Source organism: Streptomyces sp. NPDC088097 (assembly GCF_044741845.1).
Lineage (GTDB): Bacteria > Actinomycetota > Actinomycetes > Streptomycetales > Streptomycetaceae > Streptomyces.
This window is the reverse complement of the sequence record NZ_JBIUTJ010000001.1, coordinates 183,673-198,483: the sequence shown is the minus strand read 5'-3', so window position 1 is coordinate 198,483 and position 14,811 is coordinate 183,673. Positions and strand designations below refer to the sequence as shown.

Annotated in this window: 16 protein-coding genes; 12 read left to right on the top strand and 4 right to left on the bottom strand. The window is 69.6% G+C overall.

Features of this window, described 5'->3' with window-relative positions; translation table 11 throughout:
- Nucleotides 1-12: 12 nt before the first annotated feature.
- The 8 genes from atpE (at nucleotide 13) to ACIOD1_RS00820 (ending at nucleotide 6,865) form a co-directional block, all read left to right on the top strand.
- Nucleotides 13-240 (top strand): ATP synthase F0 subunit C, encoded by a 228-nt coding sequence (gene atpE / locus ACIOD1_RS00855; RefSeq protein WP_030386954.1) that lies wholly within the window; start codon nucleotides 13-15, stop codon nucleotides 238-240.
- Between the two features lie 41 nt (nucleotides 241-281).
- The gene (locus ACIOD1_RS00850) at nucleotides 282-824 is read left to right on the top strand and encodes a F0F1 ATP synthase subunit B (protein WP_365618373.1); all 543 of its coding nucleotides are present in this window, start codon (nucleotides 282-284) and stop codon (nucleotides 822-824) included.
- Nucleotides 821-1,636 carry a F0F1 ATP synthase subunit delta gene (locus ACIOD1_RS00845; protein WP_365618371.1) on the top strand — a complete coding sequence of 272 codons (816 nt, stop codon included), beginning with the start codon at nucleotides 821-823 and terminating at the stop codon, nucleotides 1,634-1,636. Before ACIOD1_RS00850 ends, ACIOD1_RS00845 begins: the two co-directional genes overlap by 4 nt.
- A gap of 128 nt (nucleotides 1,637-1,764) precedes the next feature.
- Nucleotides 1,765-3,360 carry a F0F1 ATP synthase subunit alpha gene (atpA, locus tag ACIOD1_RS00840; RefSeq protein ID WP_365618369.1) on the top strand — a complete coding sequence of 532 codons (1,596 nt, stop codon included), beginning with the start codon at nucleotides 1,765-1,767 and terminating at the stop codon, nucleotides 3,358-3,360.
- A gap of 20 nt (nucleotides 3,361-3,380) precedes the next feature.
- A complete protein-coding gene (locus ACIOD1_RS00835; protein WP_365618367.1) occupies nucleotides 3,381-4,298 on the top strand; it encodes a F0F1 ATP synthase subunit gamma in 918 nt (305 codons plus the stop codon).
- On the top strand, nucleotides 4,298-5,740 hold the full coding sequence (gene atpD, locus ACIOD1_RS00830) for a F0F1 ATP synthase subunit beta (RefSeq protein WP_365618365.1): 1,443 nt from the start codon (nucleotides 4,298-4,300) through the stop codon (nucleotides 5,738-5,740). Before ACIOD1_RS00835 ends, atpD begins: the two co-directional genes overlap by 1 nt.
- A 138-nt stretch (nucleotides 5,741-5,878) precedes the next feature.
- Nucleotides 5,879-6,253: a F0F1 ATP synthase subunit epsilon gene (locus tag ACIOD1_RS00825; RefSeq protein ID WP_365618363.1), complete on the top strand. Its 375-nt coding sequence runs from the start codon at nucleotides 5,879-5,881 to the stop codon at nucleotides 6,251-6,253.
- A gap of 165 nt (nucleotides 6,254-6,418) precedes the next feature.
- Nucleotides 6,419-6,865 carry a DUF2550 domain-containing protein gene (locus tag ACIOD1_RS00820; protein WP_365618361.1) on the top strand — a complete coding sequence of 149 codons (447 nt, stop codon included), beginning with the start codon at nucleotides 6,419-6,421 and terminating at the stop codon, nucleotides 6,863-6,865.
- A gap of 201 nt (nucleotides 6,866-7,066) precedes the next feature.
- Here ACIOD1_RS00820 and ACIOD1_RS00815 read toward each other — a convergent pair whose 3' ends face one another.
- The 3 genes from ACIOD1_RS00815 to ACIOD1_RS00805 all read right to left on the bottom strand — a co-directional run bounded on the left by ACIOD1_RS00815 (nucleotide 7,067) and on the right by ACIOD1_RS00805 (nucleotide 10,964).
- Nucleotides 7,067-8,983, bottom strand: coding sequence for a glycoside hydrolase family 18 chitinase (locus ACIOD1_RS00815; RefSeq protein WP_365618359.1), 1,917 nt, complete (start codon nucleotides 8,981-8,983; stop codon nucleotides 7,067-7,069).
- Between the two features lie 137 nt (nucleotides 8,984-9,120).
- The gene (locus ACIOD1_RS00810) at nucleotides 9,121-9,783 is read right to left on the bottom strand and encodes a response regulator transcription factor (RefSeq protein WP_365618357.1); all 663 of its coding nucleotides are present in this window, start codon (nucleotides 9,781-9,783) and stop codon (nucleotides 9,121-9,123) included.
- Nucleotides 9,780-10,964: a sensor histidine kinase gene (locus tag ACIOD1_RS00805; RefSeq protein WP_401899419.1), complete on the bottom strand. Its 1,185-nt coding sequence runs from the start codon at nucleotides 10,962-10,964 to the stop codon at nucleotides 9,780-9,782. The genes ACIOD1_RS00810 and ACIOD1_RS00805 overlap by 4 nt, the downstream gene beginning before the upstream one ends.
- A gap of 173 nt (nucleotides 10,965-11,137) precedes the next feature.
- Here ACIOD1_RS00805 and ACIOD1_RS00800 point away from each other — a divergent pair, with 173 nt between their 5' ends.
- The gene (locus ACIOD1_RS00800) at nucleotides 11,138-11,683 is read left to right on the top strand and encodes a hypothetical protein (RefSeq protein ID WP_365618353.1); all 546 of its coding nucleotides are present in this window, start codon (nucleotides 11,138-11,140) and stop codon (nucleotides 11,681-11,683) included.
- On the opposite strand, the gene ACIOD1_RS00795 is transcribed toward ACIOD1_RS00800, so the two are convergent.
- Nucleotides 11,680-12,252 carry a cob(I)yrinic acid a,c-diamide adenosyltransferase gene (locus ACIOD1_RS00795; RefSeq protein ID WP_401899418.1) on the bottom strand — a complete coding sequence of 191 codons (573 nt, stop codon included), beginning with the start codon at nucleotides 12,250-12,252 and terminating at the stop codon, nucleotides 11,680-11,682. The two genes, ACIOD1_RS00800 and ACIOD1_RS00795, sit on opposite strands and share 4 nt — an antisense overlap.
- Before the next feature lie 346 nt (nucleotides 12,253-12,598).
- Between ACIOD1_RS00795 and ACIOD1_RS00790 the strand changes: the two genes are divergently transcribed.
- From ACIOD1_RS00790 to ACIOD1_RS00780, 3 genes are all read left to right on the top strand, one after another.
- Nucleotides 12,599-13,447 carry a 3-hydroxyacyl-CoA dehydrogenase family protein gene (locus ACIOD1_RS00790; RefSeq protein WP_365618349.1) on the top strand — a complete coding sequence of 283 codons (849 nt, stop codon included), beginning with the start codon at nucleotides 12,599-12,601 and terminating at the stop codon, nucleotides 13,445-13,447.
- A gap of 157 nt (nucleotides 13,448-13,604) precedes the next feature.
- Nucleotides 13,605-13,928 carry an STAS domain-containing protein gene (locus tag ACIOD1_RS00785; protein WP_365618347.1) on the top strand — a complete coding sequence of 108 codons (324 nt, stop codon included), beginning with the start codon at nucleotides 13,605-13,607 and terminating at the stop codon, nucleotides 13,926-13,928.
- A 78-nt stretch (nucleotides 13,929-14,006) separates the two neighbouring features.
- The gene (locus ACIOD1_RS00780; protein WP_401899417.1) at nucleotides 14,007-14,651 is read left to right on the top strand and encodes a LysE family translocator; all 645 of its coding nucleotides are present in this window, start codon (nucleotides 14,007-14,009) and stop codon (nucleotides 14,649-14,651) included.
- The last annotated feature ends 160 nt before the right edge of the window (nucleotides 14,652-14,811 follow it).

Genomic DNA, 14,811 nt, shown 5'->3' with positions numbered 1-14,811 from the left:
GGAAGAACTGGCATGTCCCAGACCCTTGCCGCCGTCACCGGCTCCCTCAGCTCCGTTGGTTACGGTCTCGCGGCCATCGGCCCCGGCGTCGGCGTCGGCATCATCTTCGGTAACGGCACCCAGGCTCTCGCCCGTCAGCCCGAGGCTGCCGGTCTGATCCGCGCCAACCAGATCCTCGGCTTCGCCTTCTGTGAGGCACTCGCCCTCATCGGTCTGGTCATGCCGTTCGTCTACAGCTGACGAACCGCTACCACTAGTCCGATTCGACGAAAGGCACTGATGTGAACCTCCTGGTTCTCGCGGCTGAGGAAGCAGAAAACCCCCTCGTCCCGCCGATCCCCGAGCTCGTCATCGGTCTGATCGCCTTCGTCATCGTCTTCGGTTTCCTCGCGAAGAAGCTCCTCCCGAACATCAACAAGGTTCTGGACGAGCGCCGCGAGGCCATCGAGGGCGGTATCGAGAAGGCGGAAGCTGCTCAGACCGAGGCCCAGAGCGTGCTGGAGCAGTACAAGGCCCAGCTCGCCGAAGCCCGGCACGAGGCCGCGCGCCTGCGCCAAGACGCGCTGGAGCAGGGCACTGCGCTCAAGGAAGAACTGCGCGCAGAGGGCCAGCGGCAGCGTGAGGAGATCATCGCTGCCGGCCACACCCAGATCGAGGCCGACCGCAAGGCCGCCTCTCAGGCGCTGCGCCAGGACGTGGGCAAGCTCGCCACCGACCTGGCCGGAAAGCTCGTCGGCGAGTCCCTTGAGGACCACGCCCGACAGAGCCGCACCATCGACCGTTTCCTCAGCGAGCTTGAGGAGAAGGCCGAGGCCGCCCGATGAACGGAGCGAGCCGCGAGGCACTGGCCTCCGCGCGCGAGCGTCTCGACGCGCTGACGGACAACACGTCCGTCGACGCGGCGAAGCTTGCCGGTGAGCTGGCTGCCGTCACCGCGCTGCTCGACCGTGAGGTCTCGCTGCGTCGGGTCATCACGGACCCGGCGCAGTCCGGCGAGGCCAAGGCCGAGCTGGTCGGCCGTCTGCTGTCCGGCCAGGTGGGCGGGGAAACCCTCGACCTGGTGTCCGGCATGGCGCGGTCGCGCTGGTCGCAGTCCCGCGACCTGGTGGACGCGCTTGAGGTCTTGGCGGCCACCGCCGACCTCACCGCGGCCCAGCAGAGCGGTGCACTCGACAACGTCGAGGACGAGATCTTCCGCTTCGGCCGGATCGTCGCCTCGAACACCGAGCTGCGCGCTGCGCTGACCGACCGTGCGGCCACCGTCTCGGCCAAGAGCGGGCTGCTGCGCGGCCTTCTCGGAGGCAAGGCGAACGCCGTCACCGAGCGGCTGGTCGTCCGTCTCGTCACGCACCCGCGTGGACGTAGCCTGGAAGCGGGACTCGAATCCCTTTCCAAGCTCGCCGCCGAGCGCCGTGACCGCATGGTCGCCACCGTGACCACCGCGGTTCCGCTCAGCGACGTGCAGAAGCAGCGTCTCGGCGCTGTGCTGGCGAAGCTGTACGGGCGCGAGATGCACCTGAACCTCGACGTGGACCCCGAGGTCCTCGGCGGGATCTCGGTGCGAGTCGGCGACGAGGTCATCGACGGCACCATCGCGGACCGCCTCTCCGAGGCGACCCGCCGCATGGCCGGCTGACCAGCACCAAAAGAACAAAGCATTCCTAGCGGCCCGGTTGGGCCGTGCAGAACTTGCAGAAGATTCCTGGGGGTCGCCCCCAGACCCCTAAGAAGCTTCAGGCCCAACAAGGAGAGCAGGGAACCCAGATGGCGGAGCTCACGATCCGGCCGGAGGAGATCCGGGACGCACTGGAGAACTTTGTCCAGTCGTACCAGCCGGACGCGGCCTCGCGCGAGGAGGTCGGAACGGTCAGCGTTGCCGGCGACGGCATCGCGAAGGTGGAGGGTCTCCCCTCCGCCATGGCGAACGAGCTGCTGAAGTTCGAGGACGGGACCCTCGGTCTCGCCCTCAACCTCGACGAGCGCGAGATCGGCGCGGTCGTCCTCGGCGAGTTCAGCGGTATCGAAGAGGGCCAGCCGGTGCAGCGCACCGGTGAGGTGCTCTCCGTCGGCGTCGGCGAGGGCTACCTCGGCCGCGTCGTCGACCCGCTCGGCAACCCGATCGACGGTCTTGGCGACATCGCGACCGAGGGCCGCCGCGCCCTTGAGCTGCAGGCGCCCGGCGTCATGATCCGCAAGTCGGTCCACGAGCCGATGCAGACCGGCTACAAGGCCATCGACGCCATGGTGCCGGTCGGCCGCGGTCAGCGTCAGCTGATCATCGGTGACCGTCAGACCGGCAAGACCGCGCTGGCCGTCGACACGATCATCAACCAGCGCGACAACTGGCGCTCTGGCGACGTGAACAAGCAGGTTCGCTGCATCTACGTCGCCATCGGCCAGAAGGGCTCGACCATCGCGTCCGTTCGCGGCGCCCTGGAAGACGCCGGCGCGCTGGAGTACACGACGATCGTCGCCGCCCCGGCGTCCGACCCGGCCGGCTTCAAGTACCTGGCGCCGTACACCGGTTCTGCCATCGGGCAGCACTGGATGTACGCCGGCAAGCACGTCCTGATCATCTTCGACGACCTGTCGAAGCAGGCCGACGCCTACCGCGCCGTCTCGCTGCTGCTGCGCCGTCCGCCGGGCCGCGAGGCCTACCCGGGCGACGTCTTCTACTTGCACTCCCGTCTGCTGGAGCGCTGCGCGAAGCTCTCCGACGACATGGGTGCCGGTTCGATGACCGGTCTGCCGATCGTCGAGACCAAGGCGAACGACGTGTCGGCGTTCATCCCGACCAACGTCATCTCCATCACCGACGGCCAGTGCTTCCTGGAGTCCGACCTGTTCAACGCGGGCCAGCGCCCGGCGCTGAACGTCGGCATCTCGGTCTCCCGCGTCGGTGGCTCGGCCCAGCACAAGGCCATGAAGCAGGTTTCCGGCCGTCTGCGCCTGGACCTCGCCCAGTACCGTGAGCTGGAGGCGTTCGCCGCCTTCGGTTCCGACCTGGACGCCGCTTCGAAGGCTTCGCTGGAGCGCGGCAAGCGCCTCGTCGAGCTGCTGAAGCAGGGTCAGTACCAGCCCATGCCCGTCGAGGAGCAGGTCGTCTCCGTCTGGGCCGGCACCACCGGCAAGATGGACGACGTCCCGGTCAACGACATCCGTCGCTTCGAGTCGGAGCTGCTGGAGCACCTGCGCCGTGAGCGCAAGGAGCTCCTCACCTCCATCGCCGACGGCGGCAAGATGTCGGACGACACCCTGACGTCGATCGCCGACGCCATCGCCGCCTTCAAGCAGCAGTTCGAGACCTCGGACGGCAAGCTTCTGGGCGAGGACGCGCCGGCCGTCAACGTCTCCAAGTGACGACGGAAGGGACCTGACTCATGGGAGCGCAGCTCCGGGTCTACAAGCGTCGCATCCGTGCCGTCACGGCGACCAAGAAGATCACCAAGGCGATGGAAATGATCGCCGCCTCGCGCATCGTCAAGGCGCAGCGCAAGGTGGCGGCATCGATGCCGTACGCGACCGAGCTCACCCGTGCGGTGACCGCGGTGGCGACCGGTTCGAACACCAAGCACGCCCTGACCACCGAGGTCGAGGCGCCGGTGCGTGCCGCGGTCCTGCTCGTCACGAGCGACCGCGGTCTGGCCGGCGGCTACTCCTCCAACGCCATCAAGCAGGCGGAGCGGCTCACCGAGCGGCTGCGCGGCGAGGGCAAGGAGGTCGACACGTACATCGTCGGCCGTAAGGGTCTGGCCTACTTCGGCTTCCGTGAGCGCAAGGTCGCGGGGTCGTGGACCGGCTTCACCGACAGCCCGGCCTACGCCGACGCCAAGCGCGTCGCGGAGCCGCTGATCGAGGCCATCCAGACGGAGACGGCCGAGGGCGGCGTCGACGAGCTGCACATCGTCTACACGGAATTCGTGTCGATGATGACGCAGAGCGCGGTCGACGGCCGGATGCTGCCGCTCAGCCTCGACCAGGCTGTGGAGGAGACCGGCGCGAAGGGCGAGATCCTTCCGCTGTTCGACTTCGAGCCGTCGGCGGAGGACGTCCTCGACGCCCTTCTGCCGCGCTACGTCGAGAGCCGCATCTACAACGCACTGCTGCAGTCGGCCGCTTCCGAGCACGCCGCCCGCCGCCGCGCGATGAAGTCGGCTACCGACAACGCCGGGGATCTCATCAAGAGCCTCTCCCGGCTTGCCAACGCGGCCCGCCAGGCCGAAATCACCCAGGAAATCAGCGAGATCGTCGGTGGCGCGAGCGCCATGGCTGACGCGACCGCGGGGAGTGACAAGTAATGACGACCACTGTTGAGACGGCCGCCGCCACGGGCCGCGTCGCCCGGGTCATCGGCCCGGTCGTCGACGTGGAGTTCCCCGTCGACGCCATGCCCGAGATCTACAACGCGCTGAAGGTCCAGGTCGCCGACCCGGCCGAGGACGGCAAGCTCAAGACGCTGACCCTGGAAGTCGCCCAGCACCTGGGTGACGGCGTGGTCCGCACCATCTCGATGCAGCCGACCGACGGTCTGGTCCGCCAGGCCGCGGTGACCAACACGGGCGAGGGCATCACCGTCCCCGTCGGTGACTTCACCAAGGGCAAGGTGTTCAACACCCTGGGCGAGGTGCTGAACTACCCGGAGACCAACTCCGAGGTCACCGAGCGCTGGCCCATCCACCGCAAGGCACCCCGCTTCGACGAGCTTGAGTCGAAGACGGAGATGTTCGAGACCGGCGTCAAGGTCATCGACCTTCTCACCCCGTACGTCAAGGGTGGAAAGATCGGTCTGTTCGGTGGTGCCGGTGTCGGCAAGACCGTTCTGATCCAGGAAATGATCTACCGCGTCGCCAACAACCACGACGGTGTGTCGGTCTTCGCGGGCGTCGGTGAGCGTACCCGTGAGGGCAACGACCTCATCGAGGAAATGGCCGAGTCCGGCGTCATCGACAAGACGGCGCTCGTTTTCGGCCAGATGGACGAGCCCCCGGGCACCCGTCTGCGCGTCGCCCTTGCCGGTCTGACCATGGCGGAGTACTTCCGCGATGTGCAGAAGCAGGACGTGCTGTTCTTCATCGACAACATCTTCCGGTACACCCAGGCGGGTTCCGAGGTGTCGACCCTGCTCGGCCGCATGCCCTCCGCGGTGGGTTACCAGCCGAACCTGGCCGACGAGATGGGTCTCCTCCAGGAGCGCATCACCTCGACCCGTGGTCACTCGATCACCTCGATGCAGGCGATCTACGTCCCCGCGGACGACCTGACCGACCCGGCACCGGCGACCACCTTCGCCCACCTCGACGCGACGACGGTTCTTTCCCGTCCGATCTCCGAGAAGGGCATCTACCCGGCCGTGGACCCGCTGGACTCGACGTCCCGCATCCTCGACCCGCGGTACATCGCGGCGGACCACTACGCCACGGCGATGCGCGTCAAGGGGATCCTCCAGAAGTACAAGGACCTCCAGGACATCATCGCGATCCTCGGTATCGACGAGCTGGGCGAGGAGGACAAGCTCGTTGTCCACCGTGCCCGTCGCGTCGAGCGCTTCCTGTCGCAGAACACCCACGTGGCGAAGCAGTTCACCGGCGTGGACGGTTCGGACGTTCCGCTGGAAGAGTCGATCATCGCGTTCAACGCGATCTGCGACGGCGACTACGACCACTTCCCCGAGCAGGCGTTCTTCCTGTGCGGTGGCATCGAGGACCTGAAGGCGAACGCCAAGGAGCTGGGCGTCTCCTGATCCGACGCGCTCTTCGGAGCGCGCCCGGTTCACAGGTTTCCCAGGGAGAGGGGCGGGTGTCCCGTCCCTCTCCCCACGCCCATTAGAATTTGACCCAACACCCGGCCGAACCGCCGGGTGGTGACCCGAGGAGCCACCTTGGCTGCTGAGCTGCACGTCGAGCTGGTCGCGGCGGACCGCAATGTCTGGTCCGGCGAGGCCACCCTTGTTGTCGCCCGCACCACGTCCGGCGACATCGGCGTCATGCCCGGTCACCAGCCGCTTCTCGGTGTGCTGGAATCGGGCCCGGTGACCATCCGCACCAGCGAGGGCAACACTGTCGTCGCAGCGGTGCACGGCGGATTCATCTCGTTCGCGGACAACAAGCTGTCCCTGCTGGCCGAGATCGCCGAGCTCGCGGACGAGATCGATGTCCAGCGGGCGGAGCGGGCACTGGAAAGCGCGAAGTCGGAGGCCGACCGGGCCGCCGAGCGTCGCGCCGATGTCCGGCTGCGCGCCGTAAAGGGACAGTAGTCCCTACGGAGATTTACCGTCGAGCGGGCCGGGAGGGAGACCTCCTGGCCCGCTCGGCAACCTCAGCCGCGGTCCGTTCCGGAATTATCCGGAGCGGGTCGCGGCTGAGGCGATGCGGGTCCTTTTTCGTGTGCGGTACTCGAATGAGCGAGGAGGTCGGTGAAGATGCTCCTCGCTCTGCTTGTGAGCGGCCTGGTCGTAGCCCTGGTGGTGATCGGGCTGTTTGTGTTCGGGCTGCGCCGCAGACTGATCCAGCGGTCCGGCGGAACCTTCGACTGCAGTCTGCGCTGGGACGTCGCCGAGGAGCCGGACGCCTCGGGCAAGGGGTGGGTGTACGGGGTCGCCCGCTACACCGGTGACCGGATCGAGTGGTTCCGGGTGTTCTCGTACTCCCCGCGCCCGCGCCGGCTGCTGGAGCGCTCCTCCATCGAGGTGCTCGCCCGCCGCGCCCCCGAGGGCGAGGAGGAGCTGGCCCTGCTCTCGGACGCCATCGTGCTCGGCTGTTCCCACCGGGGGACCCGCCTGGAGCTGGCGATGAGCGAGGACGCGCTGACCGGCTTCCTGGCCTGGCTGGAAGCCGCCCCTCCGGGACAACGGGTGAATGTGGCCTGATTCCTTGCCCGTTGGTAGGGGGTCTCCCCGGACGGAGTCTGGGGGAGGGTGAATGTGGCCTGATTCCTTGCCCGTTGGTAGGGGGTCTCCCCGGACGCAGTCTGGGGGAGGGTGAACGTCGCGTGAGAAGTGACGAAGCCGGGGAGACGGGGGCGGACCCGTCTTCCCGGCTTCGTCGTTCAGCGGGGTGGTGCGTGGGGGTTACTGGAGCCCGGTGTGGACGGCGTTCGCCAGTTCACCGTTGGTGGTGTCGCCGCTGAACTCCCAGTAGAAGGCTCCCCTGAGGCCCTGGCTCTTGACCCAGTTCATCTTGCCCGTGATGGTGGCCGGGGTGTCGTAACTCCACCAGTTGGTGCCGCACTTGGCGTAGGCGGTGCCGGCGATGGTGCCGGTGGCCGGGCAGGTGTTCTTGAGGACCTTGTAGTCCTCGTTGCCCGCCTCGTAGGTGCCGGGGGCCGGGCCGGTGGCGGTGCCGCCGGGGGCGTCCTGGGTGACGCCGGTCCAGCCGCGGCCGTAGAAGCCGATGCCGAGGTTGAGCTTGGACCCGGCGATGCCCTTGCCCTTGAGCTTGGTGATGGCGGCCTCCGTGTTGAAGCCGGCGATCGGGATGCCGGCGTAGGAGGTCAGCGGGGAGTGCGGGGCGGTCGGGCCCTTGGCGTCCCACGCGCCGAAGAAGTCGTACGTCATGACGTTGTAGAAGTCGACGGAGGCGGCGGCCCCCGCGTAGTCGGCGAGGTCGAGCTTGCCGCCGTTGGAGCCGTCGGCGGAGATCGCGGCGGTGACCAGGTTCGAGGCGCCGAACTTGGTGCGCAGGGCCGACATCAGGGTCTTGAAGGAGGCGGCGCCGCTGGTGTCGCAGGACAGGCCGCAGGCGTTCGGGTACTCCCAGTCGATGTCGATGCCGTCGAAGACGTCCGCCCAGCGGGGGTCCTCGACCAGGTCGTAGCAGGACTGGGCGAAGGCTGCCGGGTTGGCGGCGGCTTGGCCGAAGCCGCCGGACCAGGTCCAGCCGCCGAAGGAGTAGAGGACCTTGATGTTCGGGTACTTCTTCTTCAGCTGACGGAGCTGGTTGAAGTTGCCCGCGACCGGCTGGTCCCAGGTGTCGGCGACACCGGAGACGCTGGAGGCGGCGTCGTAGGTCTTCTGGTAGTCGGCGTAGGCGTCGCCGATGGTGCACTTGCCGCCCTGGACGTTGCCGAAGGCGTAGTTGATGTGGGTGATCTTCGCGGCGGAGCCCGAGGTCACCAGGTTCTTCACGTGGTAGTTGCGCTGGTAGACGCCCCAGTCGGTGAAGTAGCCCAGCTTGACCTTGGAGCCCGGGGTGCCGGGGTCACCGGGGTCGCCCGGGTCCGTACCGCCGCCGCCGGGGGTGGTGACGGAGAGCGTGCCGGAGGAGGGGCCGGTCTGGTCGGCGGTGTCACGGGCGGTGACCGCGTAGCTGTACGCGGTGCCCTTGGTCAGGCCGGTGTCGTTGTAGGTGGCCCCGGTGACGGTGGCGATCTTGGCGCCGCCCCGGTAAACGTCGTAGTTCTTGACGCCCTTGTCGTCGGTGGCGGCCGGCCAGGACAGGGTCAGCGAGGTCTCGGTGAGGGCGCTGGCGGTGGGGGCGCCGGGGGCCGAGGGCGGGCTGTCCACGGGGGTCGTGCCGCCCTCGCAGGAGCCGCCGTTGATCTTGCAGCCCGAGGGGGCGCCGGAGCCGACGCCGTTGAAGCCGAAGCTGATGGTGGCGCCCGGGGCGAGGGTGCCGTTCCAGCCGACGTTCTTGCCCGTCCAGTGGGTGCCCGAGTTGGTGACGGTGGCGTCCCAGGCGGAGGTGACCGAGGTGCCGGCGGGGTAGTCCCACTCCACGGTCCAACTGCTGAGGGTGGTGGTGCCGGTGTTCTTGACCGTCCACTTGCCCTCGAAGCCGGAGCCCCAGTCGGAGGCCTTGGTGAAGGTCGCGGTCGCCGAGGCGGCGGCCTGCGCGGGGCCGGCGAGGCCGACGAGGCCGGCCACGGGCAGGGCGAGGGCGGCCACCGTGGCGGCCAACCTTCTGAACAGACGGATGCGTCGTGGGGGTGCTGTGCTCAAGGGTGCTCCTCCGTAGGTCCGCACCGGTCGTGGGGCCGACCGGTGCATGGGGGTGGGACCTGCGCCGCCCGTGAACACGCCATGACCTGACTCTTTGTCATGGCACGCTCACCACAGTGTTGCGGTGAGCGTAGAAAGGTCTGGACCAACCGTCAAGAGGTCCAGACCTCAATGCCGGCCTCCCTCTAGATCCCCAACTCCCTTGCGAGTACGGCCGCTTGAGCCCGGCTGCGCAGGTCCAACTTCCCGAGCACCCGGCTGACGTGCGTCTTCACCGTGGCCTCCGCCATGTCCAGCCGTACGGCCGCCTCCGCGTTCGACAGCCCGTCGCGCAGCGCGCCCCACACCTCCCGCTCGCGCGGGGTCAGCGAGGCCGCCGCCCGCGCCGCCGCGACCGTCTCCGGGCGCGCGGGGTCGCGCACCGTCCTGGGCGCCGCGAACTCGGCGATCAGCCGCCGGGTCACCGCAGGGGCGATCATGCCCTCACCGCGCGCGACCGTCCGGACGGCCTCGATCAGCTCGGAGGCCTCCGCGTCCTTGAGCAGGAAGCCCGAGGCGCCCGCCCGCAGCGCCCCGAAGACGTACTCGTCCAGGTCGAACGTGGTCAGCACGAGCACGTCGGCCAGCCCCTCCGCGACCACCTGCCGGGTCGCCGCCACCCCGTCCAGCCGGGGCATCTGCACGTCCATGAGGACGAGATCCGGCCGAAGTTCCCGGGCCAGCCGCACCGCCTCCTCCCCGTCGGCGGCCTCGCCCACCACCTCGATGCCGCCCGCGCTGCGCAGGATCAGCACCAGGCCGGCCCGTACCGCGCTCTGGTCATCCGCCACCACGACCCGGATGGTCATGCCTCCACCGCCTTCTCCCGGGCGGGCAGTGACGCCCGCACCCGCCAGAGCGGGCCGTCGCGGCCCGCCGTGAACTCCCCGCCGAGCAGCTCCGCCCGCTCGCGCATGCCGATCAGGCCCGCCCCGGAACCGGGCGCGCGCGGGCCCGACCGCTCCCCGTACGGCGAGCCGACCTCCACCCCGATCAGGTCGTCCGACCCCCGCACCCGCACGGTGACCGTGCCGGGGGCGGCGTGCTTGAGGGCGTTGGTCAGCGACTCCTGCACGATCCGGTACGCCGCCAGTTCCACCGGGGCCGGCGGGGGCGGTCCCGGTGGGCGCTCGTCGCGCAGTACGAAGTCCAGCCCGCTCGCCGCCCCGTTCGTCCGGGCCTGCTTCAGCAGGGCCTCCAGTCCGTCCAGGGTGGGAACGGCCCCCGGCTCCCGCTCGGCCCCGGCGTCGCGCAGCAGCCCGATCAACCGACGCATTTCGGCCAGCCCCTGGACGCTGTTCTCCCGGATCACCCCGAGGGCGTCGCGGCTGGTGGCGGGGGAGTCGATGGACAGGGCGGCGGTGGAGTGGATGGCGATGACGGAGAGGTGGTTGGCCACCATGTCGTGCAACTCGCGCGCCATCCGGGCCCGCTCGGCCGTCACCGCCTGGGTCCGGTCCATCTCGGCCAGCAGCGCCGTCTGCTCGGCGCGCAGCCGGGCGGCCTCGGCGGCCTCCCGGTGGTTGCGCAGGGTGGCGCCGGTCAGGGCCGGGGCGAAGCTGACCAGTCCGGTGAGCACGCCGATCAACAGGGCCTGCGGGGTGCGCAGCCAGACCAGGGTGGCGATGGTGACGGCCACGGTGATCAGGCCGGTGGTGACCGGCAGCCGCCGGGCGGTGGCGGGCTTCCCGTAGACGACGGCCGCGTACATCAGGTCGGTGAAGATCAGGACCGTGGCGATGCTGCCCACGGTGAACTGGTCGGCGACCACGCCGATCGTGCCCACGGCCAGCGTGACGCGGGGCGCGCTGCGGCGCAGCAGCTCCATGGCCCCGAGCACCACGAGGGGGACCAGTACCGCCCAGTCGGGCAGGAGGTCCCGCGAGGGGGAGCTGGAGGCTCCGACCGCCCACAGCCCGATGCCGAGGAACACGCTGACGACGGCGAGCAGGACGTCGTGGCGGTGGGGTCGGGGCAGGTGGGTGAGCACGTTCCCATCCAACACGCCGCCGTGCGCGGGGGCCTCGGCGCGGGGGTGGAGAGCGGGCTACATCGAAGGGTGCAGTCGGCTTTCGTCACTGGTGAGGACGTGTCGGACGGCCGCGACGACGAACCTGGGAGGAGTCGTCAGGAGAACGCCACCACCGATTGGAGTGAGCCGTCGTGCTCGTCGCCCTGGTCATCGCCTGCGAGGTCGGCTTCTGGGTCCTGCTGGTCGGCGGACTGGCCCTGCGCTACCTCGCCCGGATGCCGCGGCTCGGCGCCGCCGTGCTGTGGTGCGAGCCGCTGCTGGAGCTGGTGCTGCTGGTGGCCACGTTCCTGGACCTGAGGAACGGCGGCGAACCGACCTGGACCCACGGCCTGGCCGCCCTCTACATCGGCTACACCGTCGGCTACGGGCACTACACCGTGAAGTGGCTGGACCGGCACGCCGCGCACCGCTTCGGCGGCGGCCCCAAGCCGCCCGGCGCCGGGTACGGGAAGGCCCGCGCGATCCACGAGTGGAAGCTGTGGGCGCGGAGCCTGGTCGGCGGCGCCGTCGCCCTCGCCCTGCTGGAGATCGGCATCCGGTACGTGGGCGCGGCGGCGGACACCGGAGGCCTGCGCTCCTGGCAGTTCGTGACGCTGAGGATCGTCGGGATCCAGGCCCTGATCGCGGCGAGCTACTCGATCTGGCCCCGCCGGGAGCCGAGGGCCGCGTCCGTCTAGCGTTCGCCGCCCGGTACCCACAGCACGTCCCCGACCTCCTTGTTGGCCACGCGGGCCAGGATGAACAGGAGGTCGGAGAGCCGGTTGAGGTAGGTGGCGGTCAGCGGGTTCATCGCCTCGCCGTGCTCCTCCAGCGCCGCCCAGGTGGAGCGTTCCGCACGCCGGACCACGGTGCACGCCTGGTGCAGCAGGGCCGCGCCCGGGGTGCCGCCGGGGAGGATGAAGCTGCGCAGCTTCTCCACCTCCTCCAGGAAGCGGTCGCAGTCGGCCTCCAGCTTGTCGATGTAGAACTGCTCGACCCGCAGCGGCGGGTACTCCGGGTCCGCCACCACCGGGGTGCACAGGTCGGCGCCGACGTCGAACAGGTCGTTCTGCACCCTGACCAGGACCTTCACCAGTTCCTCGGACAGCGAACCCAGGGCGATCGCCGTGCCCAGCGCGGCGTTGGCCTCGTTGGCGTCCGCGTACGCCGAGATGCGCAGGTCGGTCTTCCGCGTACGGCTCATGTCGCCCAGGGCGGTCGTGCCCTTGTCGCCGGTACGGGTGTAGATGCGCGTCAGGTTCACCATGCGCCCAGCCTAAGGGCTGTCCCGTCATCCCTGGTGGGCGCGCGGCGCCGGCTTACGGCACCTCGCCGCGTTGTCGGAACGCCCGAATGCGTCCAGTATTCGGGCGTCCCTCCGCCTTGCCACGCACCGCATCCGACGCCGCGCGCCGATCCACCAGGGATGACGGGACAGCCCTTGGTCCGGGCCAACTGGGGGTGGCCCGCGCACTGCTGGGCCGTACCGGTGTGATGTCCGTCATCTGAGACGTGACGCGTGTTACTTCGCGGTCACACGGTCCCTCGCGGACGCTAGTCTCCGCCGGAGAGGGCCACGAGGCTGGGCCTGATGTGACAACGAGGGGTGTGCAGTGGCTGGGAAGCTCGCCGTCATCGGTGCCGGACTGATGGGTTCCGGTATTGCTCAGGTTTCCGCCCAGGCGGGTTGGGACGTCGTTCTGCGGGATGTCACCGATGCCGCGCTGACCCGTGGCACGGACGGCATCAAGGCCTCGTACGACAGATTCGTCGCCAAGGGGAAGCTGACGGCCGAGGACGCCGAGGCGGCGCTGGCCCGGATCACGACGACCACCGAACTCGAAGCGGTCGCCGACGTCGACATCGTCGTCGAGGCCGTGTTCGAGAAGATCGAGATCAAGCACGAGATCTTCCGTGCCCTCGACAAGATCGTCCGCGAGGACGCCGTCCTGGCGTCCAACACCTCCGCGATCCCGATCACCAAGATCGCGGCCGCCACCGAGCGTCCGGAGCGGGTCGTCGGCGCGCACTTCTTCTCGCCCGTCCCGATGATGCAGCTCTGCGAGCTGGTGCGCGGCTACAAGACGAGCGACGAAACCCTCGCCACCACGCGGGCGTTCGCCGAGTCCGTCGGCAAGACCTGCATCGTCGTCAACCGCGACGTGGCCGGCTTCGTGACGACCCGTCTGATCTCCGCGCTGGTCGTCGAGGCCGCGAAGCTCTACGAATCGGGCGTGGCCTCCGCCGAGGACATCGACATCGCCTGCAAGCTGGGCTTCGGTCACGCGATGGGCCCGCTGGCCACCGCCGACCTCACGGGCGTCGACATCCTGCTGCACGCCACGAGCAACATCTACACCGAGTCGCAGGACGAGAAGTTCGCGCCGCCGGAGCTGATGCGCCGGATGGTCGACGCGGGGGACATCGGCCGCAAGAGCGGTCGGGGCTTCTACCAGCACTGAGCACGGCCGTTCGAATCTCCGCACCCCTACCGGGTGAATTAGGTATCGGTTCGCTCACGGTCGGCAACTTCCCCGCCCGCGCGGCAGTCAGATGCAGTGAGAGTTGCCGACCACGGATCAGTCGGACCACACGCACGCAGTAAAGCCGGGAGTAGACATGCTTATCAGGGGCGACCACGCCGAACTCGCTGTCGGGGGCCGCCTCGACGTGCGCAGCGCGGCGGACGCCCGTACGGCCCTGCACTCCGCCCTCGACGACGGCCACGGCGACCTCGTGCTCGACCTGACCGGACTCGACTCCTGGGACGCCACCGGACTCGGCGTGATCATGGGAGCCCACCGGCGGGCGGGCCGGACCGGGCGACGCCTGGTGCTGCGCGGGGTCCCCGCGCAGATGCAGCGGCTCCTCGTCGCGACCCGGCTGCACCGCATCCTCGCGATCGAGGGCGGGCTGGAAGCGGAATCCCTGCCCAGGGCCTGAGGGAGCGGGGCGGCCCCGGCGGGGCCGCCGCCGGAAAAGGGGAGGCGGGCGGCGGGGCGGTTCCGCTTTCATGGCCGCATGGTGTCCTCCGACAGACTCTCGGCCTTCGCGGTCGTGTCGCTCCTGCTGATCGTGATCCCCGGCCCCAGCGTGCTGTTCGTCGTCGGCCGGGCCCTCGCCCACGGCCGGCGCGCCGCGCTGACCACGGTGGCCGGCAACACCCTCGGCGCGTACGTCCTCGTCGTGGCCGTGGCCCTCGGGGTCGGGGCCGTCGTGGAGCGCTCGGTCCTCGTCTTCACGGCCCTGAAGCTGATCGGCGCCGCGTACCTCGTATACCTGGGGGTCAAGGCGTTCCGGCAGCGAGGAGCGCTGCACGGCGGCCTCACCACCACCGGCGCCCCCGCCGAACGCGGCCGGCTGCGGACCCTGGGGGAGGGCTTCGTGGTCGGCGTCGCCAACCCCAAGACCACCGTGTTCTTCGCGGCCGTGCTGCCGCAGTTCGTCGAGCCCGAGCGGGGGAGCGTGACGGGCCAGATGCTCGTGCTCGGCCTGGTCTTCACCCTGATCGCCCTGCTCTCCGACAGCCTCTGGGGGCTGGTCGCGGCCACCACCCGCGACTGGTTCGCCGGCTCCCCGCGCCGGCTCTCCCTGGTGGGCGGGGTCGGCGGGCTCACCATGATCGGCCTCGGCGTGAGCGTCGCCGTGACCGGCCGCAAGGACTGAACCGCCCGCCGGCCTATCCGCGCCTCCAGGCGCCGCGGACGCGCCCGGAGCGTCCGGGGCGTCCGTTTCCGGACCACCTGGGAGCGGGCGTACCCGGAGGAATCGGAATGCCGCGGCGGAGAAGGCACCCCCTGTGGTTCCCGCCGGCCCGGCCACGGTC

What these genes read in the sequence shown, in the direction of transcription:
- ACIOD1_RS00815 (WP_365618359.1), bottom strand. Translation starts at nt 8,983, where the DNA reads ATGCACCGGTCGGCCCCACGACCGGTGCGGACCTACGGAGGAGCACCC.
- ACIOD1_RS00795 (WP_401899418.1), bottom strand. Translation starts at nt 12,252, where the DNA reads ATGGTGAACCTGACGCGCATCTACACCCGTACCGGCGACAAGGGCACG.
- atpD (WP_365618365.1), top strand. Translation starts at nt 4,298, where the DNA reads ATGACGACCACTGTTGAGACGGCCGCCGCCACGGGCCGCGTCGCCCGG.
- ACIOD1_RS00845 (WP_365618371.1), top strand. Translation starts at nt 821, where the DNA reads ATGAACGGAGCGAGCCGCGAGGCACTGGCCTCCGCGCGCGAGCGTCTC.
- atpA (WP_365618369.1), top strand. Translation starts at nt 1,765, where the DNA reads ATGGCGGAGCTCACGATCCGGCCGGAGGAGATCCGGGACGCACTGGAG.
- ACIOD1_RS00820 (WP_365618361.1), top strand. Translation starts at nt 6,419, where the DNA reads ATGCTCCTCGCTCTGCTTGTGAGCGGCCTGGTCGTAGCCCTGGTGGTG.
- atpE (WP_030386954.1), top strand. Translation starts at nt 13, where the DNA reads ATGTCCCAGACCCTTGCCGCCGTCACCGGCTCCCTCAGCTCCGTTGGT.
- ACIOD1_RS00835 (WP_365618367.1), top strand. Translation starts at nt 3,381, where the DNA reads ATGGGAGCGCAGCTCCGGGTCTACAAGCGTCGCATCCGTGCCGTCACG.
- ACIOD1_RS00785 (WP_365618347.1), top strand. Translation starts at nt 13,605, where the DNA reads ATGCTTATCAGGGGCGACCACGCCGAACTCGCTGTCGGGGGCCGCCTC.
- ACIOD1_RS00780 (WP_401899417.1), top strand. Translation starts at nt 14,007, where the DNA reads ATGGTGTCCTCCGACAGACTCTCGGCCTTCGCGGTCGTGTCGCTCCTG.
- ACIOD1_RS00810 (WP_365618357.1), bottom strand. Translation starts at nt 9,783, where the DNA reads ATGACCATCCGGGTCGTGGTGGCGGATGACCAGAGCGCGGTACGGGCC.